The sequence below is a fragment of the Yersinia sp. 22-579 genome (genome assembly GCF_030433455.1).
GTDB lineage: Bacteria > Pseudomonadota > Gammaproteobacteria > Enterobacterales > Enterobacteriaceae > Yersinia > Yersinia enterocolitica.
This window is the reverse complement of the sequence record NZ_JAUJTZ010000001.1, coordinates 61,428-85,563: the sequence shown is the minus strand read 5'-3', so window position 1 is coordinate 85,563 and position 24,136 is coordinate 61,428. Positions and strand designations below refer to the sequence as shown.

Sequence of the window (24,136 nt, the reverse complement as noted above, 5' to 3'; positions counted from 1 at the left end):
TGTTAAGCGTATTTTCCTGACTCATTACTCCACCTCCACAATCATTGCTGCACCCAAACCACCCGCAGCACATGCGGTTGTTAGCCCTAATCCCCCACCGCGACGACGTAATTCATGCAGTGTTTGAGTAATCATACGCGCGCCAGTTGCCGCAAAGGGGTGGCCATAAGCAATAGAGCCACCTAATACGTTGAATTTGCTCATATCAACTTCACCAATCGCTTGGCTGCGCCCCAGTTTTTCCCGTGCGAAGCTATCACTGGCAAACATTTTCAGATTCGCCAGTGTTTGTGCAGCGAATGCTTCATGCATATCGATAAGAGTTAAGTCTGCCAGGGTGATTCCGGCGCGATCGAGTGCTAATGGTGTGGCGTAAGAGGGGCCTAATAACATGTCTTGCCAGACATCAATGGCCGAAAAGGCGAAGCTGCGCAAGTAACCTAACGGCTGGAGACCCAATTCCTTCGCTTTTGATTCACTCATCATCATGACGGCGGCTGCACCGTCGGTCAGTGGTGTGCTGTTCGCGGCCGTGACACTGCCGTGTTTGCGATCAAATGCCGGACGTAATTTGGCATATTGCTCCATAGTGGAATCTTTGCGGATATTATTATCTTCAGTGATGGCATCACTAAAAGGTGGAATATAAGCCGTCATCACCTCATCGTGTAATAACCCTTGTTGCCAGGCCTGTGCCGCCATTTGGTGAGAACGCAGCGCTAACGCATCCTGATCCTGGCGACTAATTCCATAGGTTTTTGCCATCTGCTCGGCCGTATCCCCCATGCGCAAGCCCGTTGAATACTCAGCAACCGCAGGTGCTACCGGCAGTAAATCGCGCAGTTTTAAGCGGCTAAACAATTTCAATCGTTGGGATAACGTTCGGGCTTTATTGACGTCAACCAAGGTTCGTGCCAGCGCTTTGCTGACACCAATAGGCAAAACAGAAGAGGAATCTGCACCGCCGGCAATCGCTACCGTCACGGAGCCAGCAATGATGCTTTCCGCCACATTGGCCACCGCCTGAAAGCTGGTCGCACATGCGCGCGAAACACTGTAAGCGTCGGTATGCACACTCATGCCCGTGCCCAATACTATTTCACGGGCAATATTTGGCGCTTCTGGCATCTGTACCACTTGGCCGAATACCAGTTGATCAATCAATTCAGGAGCAACACCACTTCTGGCTAATAATTCACTGACCACAATTTTGCCTAAATCTACAGCTGGCACACCATGATAAGCAGTTGCCTGCTTGGCAAAGGGGGTTCGCAGGCCGCTGACTATGGCAATGCGATCGCCCTGGCGCGTCACTAGCGGTAATGGCTTACTCATAAATGCTCCTGATAAGTCAAAGTGGCTTTGATTAAAACTATAACAAATAACAGGTCTGACCTGATCTAATTATTGTTAACCAAATATTTACATTTGGTAAACCTATAGAACAGGAAAGTGAGAGCAGGAGCAACTTTTCGGACTAAAAATGGGAAGTGAGAAGAACTGACAGGCTAATAACTTATCTGGAAGTGATATATCAAATGTGATGAATTCAGAAGGCAAATCATCCAAAAACAAACGCGAAGCCAAAAGCTCCGCGTTTTAGGTATTCAGCTGAACTGAATAAACTCACAGCAAGGTGTGAATTAACGCAGACCTAACTGGAAAATCATGGTTTCAGCCTGGCAGGCAAAAGTGAAATCGACGGTTAAGCGCACGCCACCATCAGTTTCTTCCAGCTTATGCTCGATTAGGCAAGGCTCAGATTCCACAGCACGCGCTTTTTCAGTTAGCGTTTTCAGCATCGCTTCAGCTTCTGCACGATTGTCGAATACACAGCTATAGGAGGCGGTGCAATCGGTGTTGTCCATGATAGTACCTACATCGATACAGCAGCAGGCTGCGGTTTCTTCTGCGCTACAGCGGTTGTTTGTTGATCCAACAGTTGCATCTGACATCTTCAATTCTCCTCAACGGACATTTCAAAATAGGTGCAAATTGCCTATCAGATAGCGCAAATAACAATTGGCGCGAACAAATAAGACATAGTGCAAAAAATATTTTCTCTGACGCTATTTTACTACCGTCAGTCATCTGGCACTAGGACTTACTGTTTATAGGCCTATTAAGTGACGGAAATCACACTCAAATTGTTTGTTCAATCATCAATAGTGTAATAATTGCTACGAATTTGTGAGCTTTTTGTTAACTACGTCTATTTTTTGCAATCAAATCCGCTCAAATGTAAAAACATACTTGCAACACCCTCGCTGGTCAGACCTATACTTCAGCCACTGGTCTGCTTTGTCTGACCGATAACGGACCCTACAATCCCGCATTCTCTTGTTACGGTATGTAACATTAATTAAAACAATGAGGTTTTGGTCATGAACCAGAAAAACCTGTTTACCCGATCAGCTCTGGCAGCTGCAGTGGCAATAATTTCTTCAAACGTTTCTGCGGCCGGTTTTCAGTTGAATGAATATTCAGCAGCTGCATTGGGCCGCTCTTTCTCTGGTGAAGGCGCTGTTGCTGACAATGCTTCTGTTGGTAGCCGCAACCCCGCCGCAATGACCTTATTCGACCGCCCTTCATTCTCCGGTGGTTTCGTGTATGTCGATCCTAATGTTGATATCAGTGGAACATCGCCAAGCGGCAGAAGTACCAGCGCCAAAAACATCGCGCCATCAGAGTGGATCCCCAATATCCACTTTATTATGCCACTGAATGAGCAATGGGCAATTGGGGCTTCCGGTACCTCAAACTACGGTTTGGCCACTGAATTTAATGATGACTATGTCGCCGGTTCTCTGGGGGGTCAGACTGACCTGAAAACTGCAAACCTCAATTTAAGCGGTGCCTATCGCCTGAATGAAAACTTCAGCTTCGGTCTGGGCTTTAATGCCGTTTATGCCGATGCGAAGATTGTACGCCATCTCGGTGAAGCTGGTGGTGGACGTTTACCGTACAGCACTGAAGTCACCCGTATGGAAGGGACCAAGTGGGGCTATGGTTGGAATGCGGGCGTTCTGTATGAAGTGGATAAAGAGAACCGTTACAGCTTCACCTATCGCTCCAAAGTGAAAATCGACTTTGATGGCGACTTCAGCAGCCAGTTACCACCTCCAGGTGGCACTGGTGGTGCAGTGATTCCAGGCGCCCTGACTCTAAACCTGCCAGAAGTCTGGGAAGTGTCTGGCTACAATAAAGTGGCACCACAATGGGCGATTCACTACAGCCTGGCCTACACCAGTTGGAGCCAGTTCAAAGAGCTGAAAGCCACCGGAACCAACGGTAACACTCTGTTTGAGAAGCAAGAAGGCTTCCACGATGCTTACCGTATCGCGCTGGGTACCACCTATTATTACGATGATAACTGGACCTTCCGCACCGGTATTGCTTTCGATGACAGCCCGGTTCCAGCCGATAACCGCACTATCTCGATTCCAGACCAAGATCGTTTCTGGATAAGTGCCGGTACCACCTACGCATTTAACAAAGATGCATCAGTTGATGTGGGTATTTCCTATATGCATGGCCAGAACGTGCATATTACAGAAAAAACACCAACAGGATTGGGCGGACAAACTTATGAGTTCGACTCTAAAGGTACCGCACTGCTGTATGGCGTGAACTTCAACTATGCCTTCTGATAGCAATTATTAGCAGCGTTATTTTCCTCACAATAGTTGCCCACAAAAAAGCGCCTCACGGCGCTTTTTTATTTATTCAACCCCGAGAAGAGAGTAGATGTTCACCGCCAATGAGCGGGATAAGCCTTGCTAACACCTCATTATATAAACCTGATTCTGATTCAATCAGAAATTTAGCCTTACGCTGACGCCAGTCAAAGGTTTGGATTAGGGTCGTTGCCACAACACAAGGCTCATCAAGGTTGGTAACCGGAACTTCGGTAGGTGAGCCACGGACACTGCTACTCACAGGACAACACATCACCAATCCGGTTAAGCGGTTATATGTTTCATGTGAAAGAATAAGAGCAGGACGATATTTGCCAATCTCTTTCCCTTTCGTTGGTTCAAAATCCAACCAACAAATATCGCCTCGCTTTGGTGTATACATTAATAATCAAGCTCCCTCTCCGTGGGATGTGTAAGTTCATCAGCATGTGCCGTGTAAGCGCTAAGTCCGGCAAGCAGGCTTTCTTCGGTCAATGGCTTTTTGACGACTTTTTGAATCACTAATCCTTGTTCGCTAATATCGATATCAACAATGTCACCCACCTCAAAATTAGGGATAGTTTTAAGATTACCCGACAACCGTAAGGCAACACTATTACCCCATTTTTGTAATGTGGCTTGAGCTCGCATAATCACCCCCTTCACTTTATGTATCTACAATGAGTATACACCCTTCAACTACGTAGATACAGCAGCAACAAAAAAGCGCCTCGCGGCGCTTTTTTAATTGTCGGAATAGCACATCTATCAGTTAGGTGAATCGATACTTTCCAAATCACCCTCAATAGCTTGAGCATTCGAGTTTGCTTCTGGTTTCAATTGCCCACCGTTCGCCAGGAAATCATTCCGTTGGAAGTAAGCTTCGCGCACCATCAGATACGGGTCGGAAGAGTTACGCAGCAAGCCATCTGAATCCAATAGCTGGGCACGGGTTTCAACACCATCCAACATCCATTTGCCTGCCGACATCCAGAAAGTCAGATACCCCAGCACTGGATAGACGTAATCAACCGCATTACCACCATCTTCACGGATCGTGAAGCTGCCATAGCCCGGTAATACAACGTAAGGCCCATAGCCGACATTATAGTGCCCCAACGTGCTACCAAAGCGATTCGGCACTTTTTTCGCCAGTTTTGGATTCGCCATACCGGCTACATCTATTAAGCCCCCCATCCCCAAAATAGTGTTGAGGAAGAAGCGGTTAAAGTGCTTCATAGCGTTGTACGGGTCACCGACCAGGAAGCTGTTAACCATGCTGGCTGGCTCTTCAAGGTTACCCAGGAAGTTACTCATCCCATTACGCGCAGGTTGCGGCACATAATCGCGCCAAACAACAGCGACCGGACGCACGACATAAGGGTCAAGAACCTCATAGTTAAAATTGAACATTGCCCGGTTAAAACCTTCCAGCGGATCTGAGCGGCCCTGCTCCCTTTGATCCGGCGAGCTACTGGCGCAGCCTATTAACAACACGGTTGCAAAAGCCAGCCCAATCAGGCGGTAGTTCATATCTTTCTCCATGAAATTCTTTCCAGCCCCTTATATTTAAGGGATCTGTTTGTTTATCTGAACATGAATAGTTTGGGGCTGCCCTTTGGTGCCAAAATCCTGCACACCGCTTTCACCAAACCAATCACCTGGCTGCGAATTAGCAGTGCCATCCAGTGAAATACGCGCACGCACTTTCACCTGTTGCAACGAGGAGAGCAAACGCTCCGGCATCATTGCATTGCTATCATCCAGTGTCACGGATAGCGGAAATCGGCTCAAAGGTAACTGTTTTACCGCAACGGGGATCGGGTTTGCGCCATCCGTTACCGAGATAATCAGCGCCCCTTGCTGGGGTAATTTCTGGGCAGCCTCTGGTGACAACGAGATCTCTATTCCCAGTGTAGCTGTTTCCTGCCCTGCCTGTGATTTCGCTTGCGCGATACTGCGTTTTATCACTTCGACGCGAGAATCACCAGCAGGCAGCAATTTTAGCATAACTTCCCATGCACCAATGGCTTGTTTGAAATCACCCTGCTCAAAAGCATTAAAAGCTAACAAGCTCATGGCACGTAAGTTGGTGTGATCCTGCCCAACCATAGTACGTAACATCTTGGTTGCCAGCTGATTATCTTGCGGATCATTGGAACGAGTCAGCACTTCAGCATAGCCCAGCCTAACGTCATCATTATCGGGCGCTAGTTGGTAAGCTTTAGCAAAAGCTTGCGTGGCGGTGGTGGCATTATTCAGTGCCATGCCCACTCTGCCAAGCATCATCCAATCATTGACGTTACCGCTATCTTGTTGCAACGAGGTACGCAATCCCAGCCCTAAACGAGCGACTTCCTCCATAGTAAGAGGCTCAGCCCGCTCATTGGCAACTCTGGCGCGTAACTCTGGCATCTGAGCTTCAACCTGATGCCATGCCTGCACTTGCGCTAAGCCGCCTGTTTTCACATATAACCCGACCGAAACCACCACCAGAATGACTACGCCCGGTAATAAAACCCAGCGGTTGATTGGGCTGGTGTCTTCGGTGGATTCATGTGGGATATCTGTTAGCAGATTTTGCTGTAATTCCTGAATCAATTCAGGCCGCTGTTCCACTACGCCCTGGGCTTCGTCTTCTGCCAATTCAGATAACCGGTCTTGATAAATCGCCTTATTTAGCTCATCTCGGGTAGTTACCGATGAATTGTTCTCTTGTCGCAGCGCCGGAATGACCAACAAGGCACCCGCGACCGTCAGCAAAATAATCACTATCAGCCAAAAAACCATTATGGTTGTTTCCTGTTCGTCTTTTTGTGTGAAGCCGAAGGTTGTTTTTGTTCAGCCAGCAGAATGTCTAACCGCTGCTGCTCCTGCGGTGAAAGTGAGGCCTCTTTCTCCACCCGCCGCCGGGCGCGTAACACTACTATCACTGCACCAATCAGAACAAACATGGTCGGGCCGACCCACAAAATCAAAGTTGCTGCCGTCACCGGTGGCTCATAAGTGACGAAATTGCCGTATCGGGCCACCATATAATCAATAATTTGCTGTTTAGAATTGCCCTGCTGCTGCAATTCGTACACCTTGCCGCGCATATCAGCAGCAATGATGGCATTGGAATCAGCAATGCTGTTGTTTTGACATTTAGGGCAACGCAATTGCTCGGTTAACTCACGATACTGCTGTTCCTGCTCCACGGAGCTAAAGGTGTAAGTATCAATGGCTGCAAAAACATTGGTCGCAAAAATACTCCAACCCAATATCAGGCCCAGTACCAGACTGAATAATCTCATGCGCCCCCCTGATACTTTTTATACAGTGGCAGGATTTCCTGCTGCCAGACGCGATCATTAAGATCACCGGCATGGCGATAGCGAATAATGCCCTGACCGTCAATCAAGAAAGTTTCCGGCGCGCCATAAACCCCCAGATCCAGCCCCAACATGCCATCGCCATCATACAAACTCAGCGCGTAAGGATTACCCAGCGAATTAAGCCACTGCACCGCTTTGGCGCGATCATCTTTATAGTTCAACCCCACCACGCGAATACCCTGCGCCGCCAGCTTATTCAGATATTCATGCTCGGCGCGGCACGTCGGGCACCAGGTCGCCCAGACATTGAGCAACATGGGTTTGCCGTCATGTAATACCGCCTGATCGAAAGTTTTCCCCGGCTGCTCAAGGGATTCTAGTTTAAAAGCCGGTACCGGTTTGCCAATCAGCGCTGACTCCAGCATGGTGGGATCATCGCCATTAGCATTGCGGGTCAATTGCACCAGAAAAGCCACAACCAGCAGCAGAAAGAGCACCAGTGGAATGAACATCAGCTTATTGAATGAAGATTGAGATTTCATTATTTAGCCTCCGTCGCCGCGCCGCGTTTTAACTTTTTGCTCATCCGATAGCGGGGATCAAACATACAGAAAATGCCGCCGATGGCCATAAACACCCCGCCATACCAGATCCAACGAACGAATGGCTTGTAATACAAGCGCACCGCCCATGAGCCATCATCCAGCTCTTCACCCAGTGCAGCATACAGATCACGTGTCAGGCCACCATCAATGGCGGCTTCCGTCATCATCGAGCGAGCCACACTGTAATAGCGTTTTTCTGCATGCAAAGTCGCTTCAGGTTTGCCGTTTCGGGTGACATCAATAATGCCCACACCGCCGGTATAGTTTGGCCCTTTAACGTCATGAACATCGCGGAATACGAAGTGATAATCGTGGATATCAATGCTATCACCGGCTTTCATGCGCACATCACGTTCGACACTATAATTTTGACTGAAGGCAATACCGATCACCGTCACCGCCACCCCAAGGTGCCCCAGCACCATCCCCCAATGACTACGGGAAAGATGGCTCAGACCACGCCAGAAACCATGACGATGCGTGGCGCGTTCGTGCAACTCCATCACAGTCAGGATAATCACCCAGATAGCCATCATCAGGCCAACTACGGTCATTCCGGCAATAGTATCTTGCAGTAACCAAGGGACTAATATCGACATTAGCAAAGTGACCACCAGCGCCACACCCAAGCGTTTGTAAAGCTTGCTCGGCTCATCGCGACGCCAGCGAACTAATGGGCCAATCCCCATTAAGAGCGCCATAGGAGCCATCAGCCAGGTAAACATGGTATTAAAGAAGGGTTCGCCGATGGAGATGCTGCCCAATCCAAGCTGTTTGTGGACCAATGGCAGCAATGTGCCGAGCAATACCACCAACATAGCAGCAATTAACAGCACGTTATTACCCAGCAGGAATGTCTCGCGCGAGAACACTTCATGCTGGGTCCGGCTGCGCACTTGTGCGCCTTTAACCGCATACAGCAGCAAAGAGCCGCCGATAACTATCACTAAATAGGCCAGAATAAACATGCCGCGCGCGGGATCAGAGGCGAAAGAGTGCACCGAGACTAATACACCGGAGCGCACCAGGAATGTTCCCATCAGGCATAAAGAAAATGCGGTAATTGCCAGCAATACTGTCCACGCTTTGAATGTTCCGCGTTTTTCAGTGACGGCCAATGAATGAATCAGCGCCGTCCCTGCCAGCCACGGCATAAAGGAAGCATTTTCTACCGGATCCCAGAACCACCAACCGCCCCAACCGAGTTCATAGTAAGCCCAGGCGGAGCCGAGCACGATCCCCATAGTCAGGAATACCCATGCGGCCTGAGTCCACGGGCGTGACCAGCGAGCCCAGGCACTATCGAGCCTTCCGGCCATTAAAGAGGCAATGGCGAAAGCAAATGCTACCGAGAAACCGACGTAACCCATATAAAGCAAAGGTGGATGGAAAATCAGCCCGACATCCTGCAACAGCGGGTTCAAGTCATTACCATCAATCGGGAAATCCGGCAAAGTGCGGTTGAACGGATTCGAAGTCAGAATAATAAATAGCAGAAAGCCGCCAGTAATCATTCCCAATACCGACAACACTCGGGCGACCGCATCATCCGGCATGGAGCGGCTAAACAGTGCCACCGCCAGTGACCAACAACTGAGTAGCAATACCCACAACAGCAATGACCCTTCGTGCGCGCCCCAAGTTGCCGCAATGCGGTAATAGACCGGCAGATGTGAATTTGAGTTCGCCGCGACATAAGAGACGGTGAAATCATTTACTACAAACGCATATACAAGGCATATAAATGACAGCGCGATGGTGGCAAACATACCGTAGGTCAATGGCCTGCCGGTTGCCATCATACGGGTATCCTGGCGAGCAGCCCCCCACTGCGGATACAAACTCAGCAATAGCGAGATAGCCAGCGCCAGACATAACAAGAAACTGCCAATTTCGGGCATCATGAGGCATTACCTTGTGCAGCGGTGCTGTTGTAGGCCTCAGCCGGGCGGGTATGGTTTTCTTTCATCGCCTCTTTGACTTCCGGTGGCGTGTATTTTTCATCATGTTTTGCCAAGACTTCTTTGGCATTGATGGTATTTCCTTCAGCAAATACCCCTTGCGCCACCACCCCCTGCCCCTCACGGAATAGGTCGGGTAGAATACCGGTATAAGTCACTGTGACGGCACCTCGCGCATCGTAAACCTTAAAACTCATTTCTAACGTTTTGTCGTCACGCTTCACTGAACCCGGCATCACCATACCGCCGATACGCAAACGCTGACCGATTTCCGGCTTCTCATGGCGCTCGCCTTTGCCCTGCAAAATTTCGCCCGGTGTATAAAACAAATCAATATTAGAACGCAGCGCATACAGCACCAGTGTGGTGGTCAAACCGATACCGATTAGAACCACCATCGCCAGATAGAGCCGACTTTTTCTACGTGGGTTCACTGTTGTTTCTCCTGCAAGCGGGCTGTATTTTTAACTGAGTGATGCTGAGCCTGATTCGCCTGACGAATACGTTGTTCTCTCGCCTCACGGCGTTGAATATCCGCTAATAATTGTTTGTGCTGCCATACCGTGTGTATCCATAGGCCAAGCAGCGATAAGACCGTTGCCGCTATCGCCAGCCAGACATAAAAGGCATAGCCCCCCATGGCAAAAAATGCCGCCCAAGAATTAAAGGCCGGATTCATACACGAGGCTCCTTACGCAACAAAGCAGCGACCCAAGGCCGATGGCGCTCTTGCTGCAAAATCAGATTGCGCAGGCGCATTAATGTCAGGGTGATAAAGAAGAATAGATAACCAAAAATAGCCCAGCGCAGCGGGGATCGCATACTCGGATCAATGCTTTGCTGCATGTTAGTCGAACCTTGATGCAAGGTATTCCACCACACGACAGAGAAATGAATAATGGGGATATTGACCACGCCGACCAGTACCAAAATACCGGCGGCGCGCCCAGCCAGTTTGCGGTCTTCAAAAGCGTTATACAGGGCGATCACCCCCAGATAGAGGAATAACAGCACTAACTCGGAGGTCAGCCGCGCATCCCAGATCCACCATGTTCCCCACATGGGTTTACCCCAGGCCGAACCGGTAACCAAAGCGATAAAGGTAAATACTGCGCCCACCGGGGCCATGGCGGCCACGACGTTATCGGACATTTTCATTTGCCAGACCAAACCGACAAACGCCGCGATAGCCATCGACATATAAATGCCCATCGACCAAATCGCCGCCGGAACATGCAAGTAGATGATACGGAAGCTATCACCTTGCTGGTAATCCGACGGGGCGAAACCAAAGCCCCACACCCAGCCCACAATCAGGCAGATAACGGCCCCGATACCCAGCCATAGAATAAATCGGCCACACAACTGATAGAGCCGTTCAGGTTTAGCGAATTGATGAAACCATTTCCACATTTTTCATTGCTCACATTAAAATTGGACGGGCATCACCGCATGGGCAATACCGGTGCAGGGAACGGCGCGCAATCTGCTCTGACTGGCGTTGGCTACCGCGCTTAAGCTTCTGAAAATCGGTACTCTTTACTCCCTATAAGGCTTTTCTTCCTATAAGGCTTTTATTACTCATACCCGCCCTAAACAGCTAGTGCACACTCACTCTCAATGCAGCGGCGGTAGCAAAAGGCGCCAGTGTCGCGCTCCCCGCCAACATCGCGCCCAAAATCGCCAGATAACCATCGATGGGTAGCGACATTGAAGCAGCGTCAATGGCCGCAGTAGCAAATATCAGCACCGGGATATACAGCGGCAGCACCAATAAGCTCAGTAAAACTCCGCCCTTACGTAATCCCACTGTTAGTGCCACACCGATAGCCCCGATAAAGCTTAACGTCGGCGTCCCCAATAGCAGTGTCAGCGCCATCGCAATCGCGGTGTTACTGTCCAGGGAAAGCAATAAAGCCACCAGCGGCGATAAAATAAGTAAAGGTAGCCCGGTAACCACCCAGTGAGCACACACTTTACCTAACACCGTGAGTGTCAGCGGGCTGGGTAACAACAACAATTGCTCAAGAGAACCATCGTGAAAATCATCACGGAAAAGTCGCTCTAGTGATAATAGTGATGCCAGCAAGGCTGCAACCCAAACTATGCCAGGTGCAATGCGCGCCAGTAATTGCGGCTCTGGGCCGATACCCAGCGGAAACAAGGTAATCACAATCAGAAAAAACCAGAGCGGATTAACGATTTCTGCACCTTTTCTGAAGGCAATTTTTAATTCACGGCGCAACACGCTAATAAACATTAATTCTCCTGCGTGTTGGTTAAACGAATTTTACGTACCTGCTGCCCGACACCATCCAACTCCTGATGAGTGGTGAGCAGCACCATGCCTCCTTTGGCGGCATGTTCCACAAACAGAGCCAACAAGGTGCTAACCCCCTGTTTATCAATTGCGGTCAGGGGCTCATCCAAAATCCATAACGGTGCCTGACTTAACCACAAACGAGCTAAAGCCACCCGCCGTTGCTGACCCGCAGATAACTGCGATACCGGCAAATCTTCATACCCCACCAGCCCAACTTGAGATAATGCCTGCCAAATAGCAGCGCTATCAACCGATTGAAATACCGACTGATAAAAGGCCAAATTCTCAAAAGGGGTGAGTACAGATTTGATCCCTGGCTGATGACCTAAAAAGAGTAAATCCTGGTGATAACATGCGCGGTCGCGACGGATATTCTCACCCAACCAATTCACCTGCCCTTCGTCGGCATCGGCAAGGCCCGCCAGAATGCGCAACAGGCTGGTTTTACCGGCTCCGTTTTGCCCCTCGATCTGCACAATCTCCCCCGCAGCCACACAAAAACTGAGCTGTTGAAATAAGCTTCTTTCATCTCGGATGCAGGTCAGATTTTTAGCTTCCAGCATGAAGGATTGTCTTCCACCGTAGGATTGTCAGTTCAGTAAAACCGAATGATAACATAAAGGCTTAATCCTTACGTAGTATGGGCCCAACGCTATCCCTACCCTTATAGAGGTAATATTCGGGTTAAGATCAATATTCTGTAGAAAAAACCAACAACATGAAAACCAACTGACCTTTTACTTCCATCTGCATGACCAAAAAGTCGCGAATAAAAATTTGCAACTATGCTTATGGCTTGGCTATTGCCTTTTTCCTCTACTAATCAGGAATCCCTTATGAGTAATGAAAAACGGTCTCAAGATAAGGGCGAATTAACCGTGGAAAGTGATGAGCCACATGAAAAGCAAGAAATTGAAGTCAATGAAAAGAAGCTCCCCTCCAAAGCGGCGGCCATTCATGAGATTATCCGTGTCGACGGAGAGAAAGAGTTAGAGCGCGACAGCTTTGCACTATTATGGTCAGCGGTTGCGGCGGGGCTTTCAATGGGAGCATCCCTGATTGCCAAAGGTATTTTTCATGCAAAATTGCCTGAAACTCCGGCCAGTTTTCTCCTGGAAAATATCGGTTATACCTTTGGTTTTATTATTGTCATTATGGCTCGCCAACAGCTCTTTACCGAAAATACCGTCACACCCGTATTGCCAATAATGCAAAAACCGAGCCGCCAAAACTTCATTCTATTATTTCGCCTCTGGGGGCTGGTGCTATTGGGCAACCTGATCGGCACGGCAATTGCCGCCTATTCCTTTATTCATATGCCAGTATTTGATAATGCAACACGCGCGGCGTTTGTCACTATTGCCCAAGGGGTGATGGAGAGTTCTGCGGGAGAAATGTTTGCTAAAGGCATATTTTCCGGTTGGATTATTGCCACTATGGTATGGATGATGCCCTCGGCAGGTGGGGCCAAGATATGGGTAATTTTCCTGATGACTTATTTAGTTGCTTTGTGCGATTTGACCCATATTGTCGTCGGCTCAGTAGAAATCTTCTATTTAGTATTTAACGGCTCAATACCCTGGCAGCAATTTATTTACCCGTTCGCGATCCCGACGCTGGCAGGTAACATTATTGGCGGCACCTTTATTTTTGCCCTAATAAGTCATGCACAGATTCGTAGTGATATGGCCCATCAACCTAAAAAAAGCGAAAAAGTGGACAGTGATTCACCGCCCCCACACCCGTAGCAGCTCGTATTTTGCGGCTATGTCTGATGTTTTTTGCCAACAAATACTCATTATTCACCACCAGTTGGTGACAGAGTAACCAAACAGACAGCTAACTGCTTATTATCTGGGTCAAAATGCGTATAATACTCCGGCAGTACACTTCATCGGCAATCACCCTGTCGATGAACAGGTCCCCGTAGTTAAACGGATATAACAAGCCCCTCCTAAGGGCTAGTTACTGGTTCGATTCCAGTCGGGGACACCACTACAGCATTACCTCGCATAACCACATCACACCGAAAACCCTTTGATAGCAACCACTCCAAACAATCGACGTAACCACAAGTAACCACAAATAACCGTGAATTAAGTACAAAGTGGGGGTAGTATCAGGGGTATTGAAACGACCTCTACATAGGATACCCCCGCAATGCCATTATCAGCCAGGCAGGTAGAAACAGCTAAGCCGCAAGAAAAGGCCTATAAACTGTCTGACGGTGGAGGGCTGTTTCTCTATGTCTCTATCACTGGAGCTAAGTCATGGCGGCTCAAGTACCGCATTAACGGGAAAGAGAAGCTACTGACTATTGGGTTGTTCCCAGCTACAACACTTGCTGATGCGCGTCAAAAAAGAGATGAAGCAAAATCGCTACTTGCTGATGGTGTGGATCCATCTCAAGACAAGAAAGCGAAAAAAGTTTCACAACGCATATCGGCTGAAAACACTTTCGAGGCAATTGCAAAAGAATGGCATAGTTCAAAAAAGAAAGTATGGACGCCAGACTACAGTGATTTAGTGCTATCCATGTTTGTTCGTGACGTCTTTCCTTTTATAGGACATATGCCAATAAAAGATGTGAAGCCATTAATGCTTTTGGATGTACTCAGGAAAATTGAAGGGCGTGGCGCTATGGAGATGGCGAGAAAAACAAGAAGGCGGTGCGGGGAGGTTTTTAAATATGCGATCGTTACTGGTCGGGCTGAATATAATCCGGCCCCAGATTTAACGGTGGCAATGACGCCACCTAATAGCACTCACTATCCATTCCTCACTGAAGCTGAGGTTCCAGACTTCATTGTGGCATTGAACTCATACTTTGGCAGCGTGATAGCTAAAGCCGCTACTCAGATATTAATGCTAACAGGATTGCGCACCAAAGAATTACGCCATGCAAAATGGAGTGATGTGGATTTAGATTCGGGAATATGGACTATCCCAATTGAGGTAATGAAGAAGCGACGGTTACATATAGTCCCGTTATCCAGCCAGGTAACTAACCTGTTCAAGCAATTGCAGCCGGTAACGGGACACTTTGAATTGGTATTTCCTGGGCGAAATGACAGAACCAAGCCAATCAGCGAAAATACCGTGCTTGGGGTGATCCGCAGGGTTGGCTATGAGGGACGAACGTGCGGTCATGGATTCAGGCACCAAATGAGTTCAATACTTAATGAGCATGGATTCGAAGGTGATTGGGTTGAGCGTCAACTTGCTCATCTGGACAAAAGTAAAATCAGAGGCGTATATAACCATGCCCAATATATTGATGATCGCAAACGCATGATGCAATGGTATGCGGACTATCTTGACTCAATGATCGCTAAGTGAAAACAAGCGGCGTTATTCTGCGCCGCCACCTAAAAAGGCATCCCTGCCTCCATCACACTAATAAAACCAGCTAAAACTTTTTGGCACCTCACCCCAACAAGACTCGCTTTATCACGCGCTTAATCCTGCCAATGGTTCCCAACTGAACAGGCGCACTTACCTCTTCAATAGCGATGACTTCTTCAATGGCAACTTCTTCTTTTTCTTCCTCAGCACCAGGGTGCTTTCTATCCAAGTGAAACATTAGGCAGCAACTGTCAGGGAGATACTTATTTAGCAATCCTATGGTGTAAGTGTTTTCTGTGTATGGAACCCAAGGTGGGTTAACTGATGAAAGGAATAAACTGTCCTTTTCTTCATTTCCAGTCAGATACTGATATAAGTTTTCATTTTGAGGGGTTGACCATGGATGACCATTTATTTTTCCTTCAATTAATTCATCCACGCACAACATTTTTATATTTTCATTCAGAATGTATTTTCTGTAAGCCATGTAGGAAATCCATTCGAAAGATGCCCCTCTGAATCTGCTCGCGGCTAACACAAATTTATCGGTGAATGAATCACAACCCTTAGTAAGGTGATCAAGGAATTGGTAAAATTTATCTTTATTATAAACGCATAGATTTTCATACCACCCATAAGATCTAGCAAAATGATCTCTCGAATCAAACGACCAAGATACGCTTCTTATTGAGTCATTTTGTATTTTTGTCATTATTTCATGGTTGTATGCAGCCAGGCTGTATCTATAAACATCATCAATTACAAGCTTCTCAAGTGAGCGCAGTAAGTCGGACTCTCTAAACAAAAGTATTTCACTATCAAGTACGACTACATTCTCAAATCCCAAAGAAAAAACATGATCCACGCCCGATAATTTCTTAAGGTTTATTAAACCACACCTCCCATCCCTAAAAAATACAGTTGCATCAGAGTCGTACTGAGCACTAGAAAGATAAGTGTTGTATTCTTCAACTGAAGATTCAACATCAAAAGCGTGTAATTTACACCTAACGCTTTCATCATATTCTTTGAAATGCAAAGAAAGCTCCTCAGCTTCTGCTCTGGAGCTTGTTGCAAAGAATATATTTGGGATGCCATCATCCTGGCAATTTTCCATCACACTATTAATGAACCGAATATTTAATGATATGTGATTAGAATATGTTGGTATGAGAATCGCTATGCTCATTTATCATCCATTTTTCCACTATTTCCATATAAGATATTACATGGATAATGTGTGGCACAAAAGATTAAATAGGCGGCAATTCTCCAGTATAGTCAGGAAGCGCAATCCTAATGGCTATAGGCATTCTGTAGTAAAACTCGTAGTATATATCACTTGAAAAGTCGACAAGAACCATGTCCTCATCTCCTTGCGGGCCTTGCGCCATATAGATGATATATCCATCATTCCCCAGCTTCGCATAGTAGTCTGTCATCAGAAGTCGTACCCCATTACAGAAAGATTATAAGAAATACTGGCAGACTGAATTCTCCAGTATAATTGATGTGAATAATCCACTATTGGCATTTCCATATAGCTCGTAGTGCTCAGCGTCCCTCCTGTTCCTGATGAACCAATAGATATTCGCTTGGCACCCACCAGAGCCGAATTTGGGGAAACTTCAAAAATTCCTGTGGTATCTATCGCCATAAGACCAATGGCAACAGTCATTCTGATTAAGGTTGAGTTCACTGGAATGACACCGATATTAAGAGCTGTAAGAGACGACGGGGCACCAGAACCAGATAGCATGTTTGCACTAACAATTGAGACTCTTCGCCCCTGCTGAATCACTGGAGCAAGTTGAGATGAACTGGTAGGCAAAACACTAACAAGCGCTGATGCCGTATAGCCCGCTGGCATATTACTGCCGCCGTACACCTCCGGAGCAACAACTAATGAAGCATTCACAGCAAGCAATGCTGATATCTGAGTTGTTGGGTTATAAATCGCATATAACGCAACAAAGCCGTTGGCTGGCACAGTACCGGTATCCATCCCACCCACACCAGTGGTGGCAAGGTTAATGGTTTTGCTGAAGCTCGATAGTTTGTACTGAAGCCCCCCCAAAGCAGTTTGCACGATCAGTTCATCTGCCGTGAATGTTGCTGTTGATGATGCAGCAGTAACGCTCATTTTCGCATTACGCGATGTGCCTATAACGCCAGTTAGTTGTGGCAGGTGCGCCACATCACTGAGTCCAAGATTTGTAAGTGCTGTTGGTACGCTGGTTAAATCAGATAGATTAGCTGTTTTTTGGAGTGCGCCCACAGTTAATGATGATTCATTGGCGGTTATATTAGTGCCATCCCCAATAACTCTGGCTGTTACGCCTGTCGCAACGCCTATTCCAGTACCCGATGGTGTTTTGCATGTAACAGTAAAGGGACCAGTGCAGTTATTAACGATAGTCCAGCTCTTGCGCCATGCTGGGAAAATCAGGTTAATGTTTGCAGTTAGCACCCCGGCTAATGTGATGCGTTCGTTTGCTGCCTGCAACGCAGTAAGGGTGACATTTGCAGCAGCTAAACCAGCCAGCGCAGTTGTTCCATATGCGAACGCAGGAACCCACCCAGTAAGTGTCCCATCCGTGTTCTCTGGGTTGGCTGCGTTAGCTTCAACAGTATTTAGCCAGCACCCTGTGAATGTTGAGTTGCTCAGTACCGCCCCTTTGGGATACCCAGAGATTGACGAGCTAAATGTTGAATCAAATACGTTCAGGGCCCCGGCGCTAGTCCATCGCGCCAAACTTGATAGCTCATAGAGTATTTGATTCATGTCCTGACCTTTTGGCGGCAACCCGCCAGCGGCTTTCAGGAGCATTGTGATCGGCGGAAACCCTGAGTTATATGATGCTGAGTTATCGCCGGTTGGTGTGGTCGGCCCGATATCTTCTCTTGGCCCATTTACGCCAAAGGGGATGGGTTGTTTTTTTGGGTCATCAGTTCTATTCATTTATATATCTCTAAAAAAGGTTCCATCATTGAAAGGGTATGCGTCATCTGCAAATCCAAAGTACGGAGATACGACCTGCCTGACGATTGCAAGGACGCCGCTTGGTATTGGCAGAACTTCATAATTTTCTAAAATTGATATTTCGTAGGGTTCTAATTTAAACTCGCAAATTATCCCCATTTTCATATCACCATAATCAACGCAATAAGACCGGCCACGCCCAAGAAATAGCATGGTGAGAAATTTATTGATGTCTTTAATTGTGGCGATACTTATATTTGAAAATGCTTTGCACAAAATAAGAGTTCGATAAGCCTCATTGCTTAATCTTACTGTTTCAGTTTCTTGCACCCCTGCATAGAATGGACTATCACCAAAAGGGGCCGGATATCCACCGCCATCATCTGCCTCCGAAAATCCAAAGCAGTCATTATCTATTCCAGCTCTAATGTAACGAGAGACTCCAACAACCTTCCCCCACATATCCAGTCCAAAGGTTTCGCAGGTCGTAATATCCCAGACCTTTAAAATAAATTCATCTGTGAAATCTGCCAGGCTTACAGCCTGATTGAATGTGTCGATGATGGAGAGGATTCTATTACTGGCTGAGTATTGCGTTAGAATTGTGTCTTCTTGGCTCACACTAGTATCACCTCAATATCAGATTGTTGAATTGTGGGTATCTGGTCTATGCCCGGCGTTACTGATTGCGTAAATGCCAATCCATCAATAGATATTGATATCGATGAGATGTTCACATAGTCAGGTGAAATTGAAATGATAGGTGCATAATAAATACCAGAATTAATTCTGGCACCTATTCTTGCTTTGGTTATCCCTTCATATTCTCCGTTAAATACACGTTCAACCATCGTCTTAACTTGAGCTGAAATGTCAGATGGTAGGTTCTCATTTGTTTCTATTTCTACTTTGTAATAAATGCGTACCGGAGCAACTTTTTCCCACTGCATATCGTAAACCGGATATGGGGCGCTATAGTTTTCTTTATCTTCAATGGAATAATGGGTATTACCGTTTAGATCAGCGCCAGGGTTTTTTCTGCTTAATATTGCATTTGCAACATCAGCATCTTCTCCTCCGTATACTCCTATATAGATAGAGCGGGCAACGACGGGAAAGTTTGTTGTTCCTTTGTTCACCACTGCGGCCGTCCGGTTTGACCAGACATAGGCGTCAAGAACCCCATCAGTTTCAAGCAATACAGCAAGCAGTGATGCATCAGTATTACTACCATTTCTTGCCACAGACTGGCGGCGGCGAGTCTCGAATGCTACGCGGGATTCAACATCAATACCCACCACACCAGGAGCATCATTCGTGATTGCATCCCAGCCAGAAACAGTCGCATATATTTGGTTTAACTCACCAGATCCGCAAGGTATTGGGCCAGTAGTTTGATTTTGGAATTGAACGTCAACGGATCCAGTTGGCCCGATAGTGGCAGCATTGATTGACTGGTAAATATATCCAGCCTCATCTTGCGCAGTGCTTCCTGTTGGGATTAGCGTTTCTACTGCTCCATTGCATGTTGCTGTGACAACGGTCCCTTGTGCTGATATGCGCTCCTGAAAATAGATTCTCCCTATACCATCCTGAAATCGACCGGTAGCATAGTCAGGATTCATCTGGTTGAATAGACAAAGCAAAGCATCATAGTTTGTGGCGATAATCTCTGTGTCTGACTGCGATATTTGCCCCTGCGGTGATGATAGTGACTGACTGGCACCGCCACCCATGGCTGAATCAAAATCAGTAAGCCTACCTGATAGGACGTCAGCAATATCAGGAACAAGCAAGCCAGTCTCTGTGATTGTTACGCCGGGAACCGCTGTTTTCAAAGTTGTCATAGAATTACCTGTGATTGGTTTCCGTCTCTATCAGTCACCAGAATGGCCCCCCGCGTTTTACGTGTGTTCTTGTCGAAAAACACGTTAGCGATGGCTTGGCTAACAATGGGTAATTTCTTGGCTTCACCTTCCATCTTTTTGGCGATATAGCCAGCAGAGGGGCGCGAGCCTAATACCTCTTCTTTCCATGGAATTCCCAGGGTGTTGTCGTAATAACACTCACCAGAAAAGACCAGGCAGGCTGATGCGACATCCTGAGCTACAGCATAACCACCATCTGCAATGGCAATGCTCCCATTGCCATCTAATGTTAAGTCCCACGTATCGGGGTCTAGCAATAATGTTCTGTATGTCATGCTGGGCTGTCCGTTACATTAGAAGTTACCGTTGAGGTGCCAGTTTGCACGCCAGTAACTGGGTGCTTATGACCATCGTATTTATCACGTAACGTTTTCAGTGATGCACTTTGCGAACCAGCATTATCAGTGATATTCCCATCAGCTTTGATATCACCAGAAAAGTGAGCCAGTGGAGTCGTGAATTCCACGCCATCAGGAGCGATCACAGTGGCCTTTGAGCAAGTTATGTTTACTGGATTTGGAGACGTGATATTTATCGCACCATCTGCAAACTCGATGAACTGTGTTGGCTGACCATTCAGCACACCACCAAAGTAAATAGCATCTGATTGTGAGTGAGTTCTGAGGCTACCAGGAACAGATTCTTTCCGAGTTGCCCGCGCCACTGATATATCCACATCGCTCACTGCGATAAGCCCAATATCACCAACTACTGGGTCCATAATTATTGCGCTACCACCACGCTGTAATCTCCAAACGGGAATGCTGTAGATCTGCGAACCCTGAATGATAGTTCTATCACTGCTACGGACATCTGCTACCAGTGGTAATACATCGACCACAAGATTAGGTGCTGCACCACGAACAGCGGTTACAGTAGCAAGTCTGATAAAGTAATTTGAGTTAAGTAGCTTATTGAATGATGAGGCGAATGCATCACTGTCATTGGATTGATTTTGAGATTGAGAATAAGGATTATTCATTGGTTATTCTCCTGCATCATTCTTGAGGCTTGGCACACAGTGTGCCAACTGCCGCCTTCCGTCCATGAACTGAGGAAGTGCTCAACGACATTCAATAAATATCTTCCGCTGGCATTAGGTAGTGATGTAACAAGCTCAATTACTCTTCCTTGGGATAGCAATGTGGAAAATTGAGTTTGGAAAGTTATTCCGTTTTGCGAGAACACAGGATAGCCAATCAATCCACTTTCTGAAGAGACTAATGGAACAACATCATCTATTGCCGACTTCTCCGGCCATACGGTTACAACATTATCGAAAATCTGATATCTCAACCCATGAGCAAGGCATATGTCCCTTATTTGATCCATTGGGCTACCGGCAAAATTAGGGCTTTGAGCAATCATTCCATCAAGGCCGTGAGCGTTTAATTTAAATCCAAATATATTGCAGATTGCACCAAGCATTGTGGATACAGGGACAGCGCCAGGCTGCGAGAATGCGCTAGATGATGAAGTCTTCAGGCTTAATCCAGCAACCGCATTCATAATTAGAGCGGTTTCTGGCTGACCATTCATGTTGGCGTAACTGGCGAAAATACCACCTGAAAATATTTTATTTACCCCAACGTAGACGCTAATGCTTGTGTCTTGTGCTGGAGTCCATACCCCAATACCTTTACCTGACAACATGGCTAAGCGATCTAAACTAAGCCCGAATATCATTATTTCTGATTGAACGCCGCCGTAACTTCCATACGAACCAACCCTAAATGAAGATTTAACGTTATCAATGCTTATTTTGTCATTTCCCTCTTTATCAAAAGAGCCATTCGATAAAGCAAACTCATAACGTAGTTCTTTTTTGCTATACAAGTTCAGCCTCCGTTATGAAATAAAGAGGAAATCTATCCGCAAGCCCATTCCATTGAGGGTCAGACTGACCTTCATTATCAAGAAAAAATAAATCACCTCTAAACCCAAGATATTTGTATCTAACAATCTTATTTGCATATAAGCATGGAACACCTTGAAGTATGGGGTCGCCATTGACTGTGAGATCCATATATATAGAACTATCTCTTTGTATAATCCTTATTAAGCAACTTTGACCTTCAAGCGTTATAAATATTGATTGAGATTTTTTATTTTCCAGCGTGATTACATTCATGTTATCTCGCTTTTTATAGAGTTAACCAGATTGGTTGTTTTATCGGCAGCCGATGTAGCAGCCTCAATCAGAGGCCCCTTAACTGTATCAATAGCAGAGGTGAACCCTGTTGATATTGCCCCAGTTACATCATCTACCGTATCACCAACTGCTTTTTTCAAGTTAGTCCATGACTTTTGAAGTTCGTCAATTTTTGATGGTGACGAATCTCCGTTATTGGCGCCCTCTCCAACTCCAGTATTGCCGTTCTGAGTCCCATCTTTTGTGGGGGTGTTTTTTGCTTGAGTGTTTGATAGATGGACCTCCATTTGCTGCCTAATCTCTTCAAATATCAGACTGACAACAAGCAAAGACACCCCACGCTTACTATTTACTGAGTAGCTATAATCAACAAGGTCATAGCTTTCATAAACGTCCTTTGGCGTGTCGATATCATACGTCTCCGCTGCGGAGATCATGTTTTTTATTGTGGTCAGAGTATCTGACTGGCTGGTAAATGTTAGGTTGAATATATTTGGTATAGAACCAGTTAATCCAGTGAGTCCAGATACAACCACGTCACATACAACCCTGCCAGGACGCACCACTTTATTGATAGATTGGTACTTGCCATTTTCAATGGGAGCAGTAACCACACTAGCCCCAGCGCTAGGCTGGATTGATGCCATACCACTGAATTCTAGTGCCGTGGTTGCCTGTCCGTGATTTCTAATCGAGTAAGATGGATGGATCACGCTATCAATAATCGACAACGGAGAACCACCACCAATAGCGTTGAATATGTCACTGGTGTTTATGTCTATAATGCTCATGGTTACCGCCAATAAAAAACCCAGCACTATGGCTTGGATAGGGAACTAGAAAGCAAAAGGTGCATCTAAGTGCGTGAATATTTACACCATTTAACAATTTAAAACAGGATCACATGCCAAACCTTAGTAAGGAAGAATGCCTAATTATTGGGAAAATATTTCTACCAAAAACATCTGACAAAGATTTTGAAATCATTAAAAAGAGCATTATAGAGGTCAAAGGATGCAAAGGAATTTACCGTGAAGTAATTAAACATGGCGCAAATCTATTTGAATTAAAAAATAGCTTGGTTGAATTGACTGGGATTAATCAATCGTCTGCTAGTGAGCTTGCCAGAATTTTGTGGCGGATTGCTACCTCAGCCATTGAAAGAGAAAAACGCATAAAAATTGGCATCGTCTATGGCATCTGGATTTACGAAGACTATCTTTGCCAACACCCTAGCCATGCAAGTTTTAATGGTAAGAAATTCACAATCAAATCAGGTGTAAAAGTGGGAGTTTTCACACGCATCCACGCAGGACAACTGGTTGGATGTAACTGCCTGATCAAGCCAGTGATGCCATTTTAAGAGCTTAAAATGGGCCATATTGCGTGTTATTGCATCAAATAATGGGTAAAATCATCAAAAACATAAGGACATTGATATGAAAAACAAATTAAAACTAATAACACTCCTTTTTATTGCATCTATTACATCTTCATCTTTAGCAGCAAAGAGCCTAACCAATCACGATGTATTGGTTGATTGCAATAAGTCAGCTTCCGCACTAGTTGAGTCATACGAAAAAGATGTTAAATTGAGAGAATCAAAAAGGCTTGACCTCATCGACCTCATTTCTGAGGGCTGTCAGAGTGGCTACAAATCAGCCCATGACGGCATGCAATACAAAGATATTGAAAGAGGCATACTTGCCGATGCCAAGGAAGATTCTATTAATCTTGATGGGCAAAGCCTGAAGAGCTCAGAGCTTCGTGTCGGTCTAATATTAGCCTCTATCCAGGCTGGATATTACATTTACAATAATGGCGGGCTAACAAAAAACTAACCAA

At 46.3% G+C, this 24,136-nt stretch carries 29 protein-coding genes and 1 tRNA gene; 7 read left to right on the top strand and 23 right to left on the bottom strand.

Annotation, left to right across the window (positions count from 1 at the left end):
- Positions 1-24 precede the first annotated feature (24 nt).
- Both fadI and QSV56_RS00540 read right to left on the bottom strand, forming a co-directional pair.
- Positions 25-1,335 (bottom strand): acetyl-CoA C-acyltransferase FadI, encoded by a 1,311-nt coding sequence (gene fadI / locus QSV56_RS00545; RefSeq protein ID WP_019083578.1) that lies wholly within the window; start codon positions 1,333-1,335, stop codon positions 25-27.
- A 308-nt stretch (positions 1,336-1,643) separates the two neighbouring features.
- Entirely contained in the window at positions 1,644-1,955 is a 312-nt protein-coding gene (locus QSV56_RS00540) for a YfcZ/YiiS family protein (RefSeq protein WP_019081964.1), read from the bottom strand.
- A 429-nt stretch (positions 1,956-2,384) separates the two neighbouring features.
- Here QSV56_RS00540 and fadL point away from each other — a divergent pair, with 429 nt between their 5' ends.
- A complete protein-coding gene (fadL, locus tag QSV56_RS00535; protein WP_050164296.1) occupies positions 2,385-3,650 on the top strand; it encodes a long-chain fatty acid transporter FadL in 1,266 nt (421 codons plus the stop codon).
- Between the two features lie 76 nt (positions 3,651-3,726).
- On the opposite strand, the gene QSV56_RS00530 is transcribed toward fadL, so the two are convergent.
- From QSV56_RS00530 to QSV56_RS00485, 10 genes are all read right to left on the bottom strand, one after another.
- Positions 3,727-4,080: a type II toxin-antitoxin system PemK/MazF family toxin gene (locus tag QSV56_RS00530; protein ID WP_046050554.1), complete on the bottom strand. Its 354-nt coding sequence runs from the start codon at positions 4,078-4,080 to the stop codon at positions 3,727-3,729.
- Entirely contained in the window at positions 4,080-4,328 is a 249-nt protein-coding gene (locus tag QSV56_RS00525) for a programmed cell death antitoxin MazE (RefSeq protein WP_019081961.1), read from the bottom strand. Before QSV56_RS00525 ends, QSV56_RS00530 begins: the two co-directional genes overlap by 1 nt.
- A 117-nt stretch (positions 4,329-4,445) precedes the next feature.
- Positions 4,446-5,210 carry a phospholipid-binding lipoprotein MlaA gene (gene mlaA, locus QSV56_RS00520; RefSeq protein ID WP_026018281.1) on the bottom strand — a complete coding sequence of 255 codons (765 nt, stop codon included), beginning with the start codon at positions 5,208-5,210 and terminating at the stop codon, positions 4,446-4,448.
- 36 nt (positions 5,211-5,246) lie between these two features.
- Positions 5,247-6,467, bottom strand: a complete 1,221-nt coding sequence (ccmI, locus tag QSV56_RS00515; RefSeq protein WP_046694780.1) for a c-type cytochrome biogenesis protein CcmI — start codon at positions 6,465-6,467, stop codon at positions 5,247-5,249.
- Positions 6,467-6,973 (bottom strand): cytochrome c-type biogenesis protein, encoded by a 507-nt coding sequence (locus QSV56_RS00510; RefSeq protein WP_046050552.1) that lies wholly within the window; start codon positions 6,971-6,973, stop codon positions 6,467-6,469. Before QSV56_RS00510 ends, ccmI begins: the two co-directional genes overlap by 1 nt.
- Positions 6,970-7,536 carry a DsbE family thiol:disulfide interchange protein gene (locus QSV56_RS00505; protein WP_005158625.1) on the bottom strand — a complete coding sequence of 189 codons (567 nt, stop codon included), beginning with the start codon at positions 7,534-7,536 and terminating at the stop codon, positions 6,970-6,972. The genes QSV56_RS00510 and QSV56_RS00505 overlap by 4 nt, the downstream gene beginning before the upstream one ends.
- On the bottom strand, positions 7,536-9,503 hold the full coding sequence (locus tag QSV56_RS00500; RefSeq protein WP_046050551.1) for a heme lyase CcmF/NrfE family subunit: 1,968 nt from the start codon (positions 9,501-9,503) through the stop codon (positions 7,536-7,538). The genes QSV56_RS00505 and QSV56_RS00500 overlap by 1 nt, the downstream gene beginning before the upstream one ends.
- Positions 9,500-9,994, bottom strand: coding sequence for a cytochrome c maturation protein CcmE (gene ccmE, locus QSV56_RS00495; RefSeq protein WP_019081957.1), 495 nt, complete (start codon positions 9,992-9,994; stop codon positions 9,500-9,502). The genes QSV56_RS00500 and ccmE overlap by 4 nt, the downstream gene beginning before the upstream one ends.
- On the bottom strand, positions 9,991-10,239 hold the full coding sequence (gene ccmD, locus QSV56_RS00490) for a heme exporter protein CcmD (RefSeq protein WP_019081956.1): 249 nt from the start codon (positions 10,237-10,239) through the stop codon (positions 9,991-9,993). Before ccmD ends, ccmE begins: the two co-directional genes overlap by 4 nt.
- Positions 10,236-10,973, bottom strand: a complete 738-nt coding sequence (locus tag QSV56_RS00485; protein ID WP_301210183.1) for a heme ABC transporter permease — start codon at positions 10,971-10,973, stop codon at positions 10,236-10,238. Before QSV56_RS00485 ends, ccmD begins: the two co-directional genes overlap by 4 nt.
- Here QSV56_RS00485 and QSV56_RS00480 point away from each other — a divergent pair.
- A complete protein-coding gene (locus QSV56_RS00480) occupies positions 10,956-11,078 on the top strand; it encodes a hypothetical protein (RefSeq protein WP_019083585.1) in 123 nt (40 codons plus the stop codon). The two genes, QSV56_RS00485 and QSV56_RS00480, sit on opposite strands and share 18 nt — an antisense overlap.
- An 82-nt stretch (positions 11,079-11,160) precedes the next feature.
- Here the strand turns inward: QSV56_RS00480 and ccmB are convergent, their stop codons facing one another.
- Positions 11,161-11,820 carry a heme exporter protein CcmB gene (gene ccmB, locus QSV56_RS00475; protein ID WP_011815897.1) on the bottom strand — a complete coding sequence of 220 codons (660 nt, stop codon included), beginning with the start codon at positions 11,818-11,820 and terminating at the stop codon, positions 11,161-11,163.
- Complete coding sequence (gene ccmA, locus QSV56_RS00470; RefSeq protein WP_046050550.1) at positions 11,820-12,446, bottom strand: cytochrome c biogenesis heme-transporting ATPase CcmA; 627 nt, start codon at positions 12,444-12,446, stop codon at positions 11,820-11,822. Before ccmA ends, ccmB begins: the two co-directional genes overlap by 1 nt.
- 273 nt (positions 12,447-12,719) lie before the next feature.
- Between ccmA and QSV56_RS00465 the strand changes: the two genes are divergently transcribed.
- From QSV56_RS00465 to QSV56_RS00455, 3 genes are all read left to right on the top strand, one after another.
- On the top strand, positions 12,720-13,631 hold the full coding sequence (locus QSV56_RS00465; protein ID WP_050322252.1) for a formate/nitrite transporter family protein: 912 nt from the start codon (positions 12,720-12,722) through the stop codon (positions 13,629-13,631).
- A gap of 172 nt (positions 13,632-13,803) precedes the next feature.
- A tRNA-Arg gene (locus tag QSV56_RS00460) sits at positions 13,804-13,878 on the top strand.
- 165 nt (positions 13,879-14,043) lie between these two features.
- Positions 14,044-15,222, top strand: a complete 1,179-nt coding sequence (locus QSV56_RS00455; RefSeq protein ID WP_145551345.1) for a tyrosine-type recombinase/integrase — start codon at positions 14,044-14,046, stop codon at positions 15,220-15,222.
- Between the two features lie 88 nt (positions 15,223-15,310).
- On the opposite strand, the gene QSV56_RS00450 is transcribed toward QSV56_RS00455, so the two are convergent.
- From QSV56_RS00450 to QSV56_RS00410, 9 genes are all read right to left on the bottom strand, one after another.
- Positions 15,311-16,417 carry a hypothetical protein gene (locus tag QSV56_RS00450; RefSeq protein WP_301210175.1) on the bottom strand — a complete coding sequence of 369 codons (1,107 nt, stop codon included), beginning with the start codon at positions 16,415-16,417 and terminating at the stop codon, positions 15,311-15,313.
- A 252-nt stretch (positions 16,418-16,669) separates the two neighbouring features.
- The gene (locus QSV56_RS00445; protein ID WP_301210173.1) at positions 16,670-18,190 is read right to left on the bottom strand and encodes a hypothetical protein; all 1,521 of its coding nucleotides are present in this window, start codon (positions 18,188-18,190) and stop codon (positions 16,670-16,672) included.
- Positions 18,191-18,832 carry a DUF2612 domain-containing protein gene (locus tag QSV56_RS00440; protein ID WP_057627508.1) on the bottom strand — a complete coding sequence of 214 codons (642 nt, stop codon included), beginning with the start codon at positions 18,830-18,832 and terminating at the stop codon, positions 18,191-18,193. It abuts the gene before it with no gap.
- Positions 18,829-20,058, bottom strand: a complete 1,230-nt coding sequence (locus tag QSV56_RS00435) for a baseplate J/gp47 family protein (RefSeq protein WP_301210169.1) — start codon at positions 20,056-20,058, stop codon at positions 18,829-18,831. Before QSV56_RS00435 ends, QSV56_RS00440 begins: the two co-directional genes overlap by 4 nt.
- Positions 20,055-20,414, bottom strand: a complete 360-nt coding sequence (locus QSV56_RS00430) for a hypothetical protein (RefSeq protein ID WP_301210167.1) — start codon at positions 20,412-20,414, stop codon at positions 20,055-20,057. The genes QSV56_RS00435 and QSV56_RS00430 overlap by 4 nt, the downstream gene beginning before the upstream one ends.
- A complete protein-coding gene (locus QSV56_RS00425; protein WP_301210165.1) occupies positions 20,411-21,121 on the bottom strand; it encodes a phage baseplate protein in 711 nt (236 codons plus the stop codon). The genes QSV56_RS00430 and QSV56_RS00425 overlap by 4 nt, the downstream gene beginning before the upstream one ends.
- Positions 21,118-21,975 carry a hypothetical protein gene (locus QSV56_RS00420; protein ID WP_301210163.1) on the bottom strand — a complete coding sequence of 286 codons (858 nt, stop codon included), beginning with the start codon at positions 21,973-21,975 and terminating at the stop codon, positions 21,118-21,120. Before QSV56_RS00420 ends, QSV56_RS00425 begins: the two co-directional genes overlap by 4 nt.
- Positions 21,968-22,270, bottom strand: coding sequence for a hypothetical protein (locus QSV56_RS00415; RefSeq protein WP_050875786.1), 303 nt, complete (start codon positions 22,268-22,270; stop codon positions 21,968-21,970). Before QSV56_RS00415 ends, QSV56_RS00420 begins: the two co-directional genes overlap by 8 nt.
- Complete coding sequence (locus QSV56_RS00410) at positions 22,267-23,082, bottom strand: hypothetical protein (RefSeq protein WP_301210160.1); 816 nt, start codon at positions 23,080-23,082, stop codon at positions 22,267-22,269. Before QSV56_RS00410 ends, QSV56_RS00415 begins: the two co-directional genes overlap by 4 nt.
- 113 nt (positions 23,083-23,195) lie before the next feature.
- Between QSV56_RS00410 and QSV56_RS00405 the strand changes: the two genes are divergently transcribed.
- Positions 23,196-23,654, top strand: a complete 459-nt coding sequence (locus tag QSV56_RS00405) for a hypothetical protein (RefSeq protein WP_057627520.1) — start codon at positions 23,196-23,198, stop codon at positions 23,652-23,654.
- 76 nt (positions 23,655-23,730) lie between these two features.
- Positions 23,731-24,132 carry a hypothetical protein gene (locus tag QSV56_RS00400; protein WP_057627522.1) on the top strand — a complete coding sequence of 134 codons (402 nt, stop codon included), beginning with the start codon at positions 23,731-23,733 and terminating at the stop codon, positions 24,130-24,132.
- Positions 24,133-24,136 lie beyond the last annotated feature (4 nt).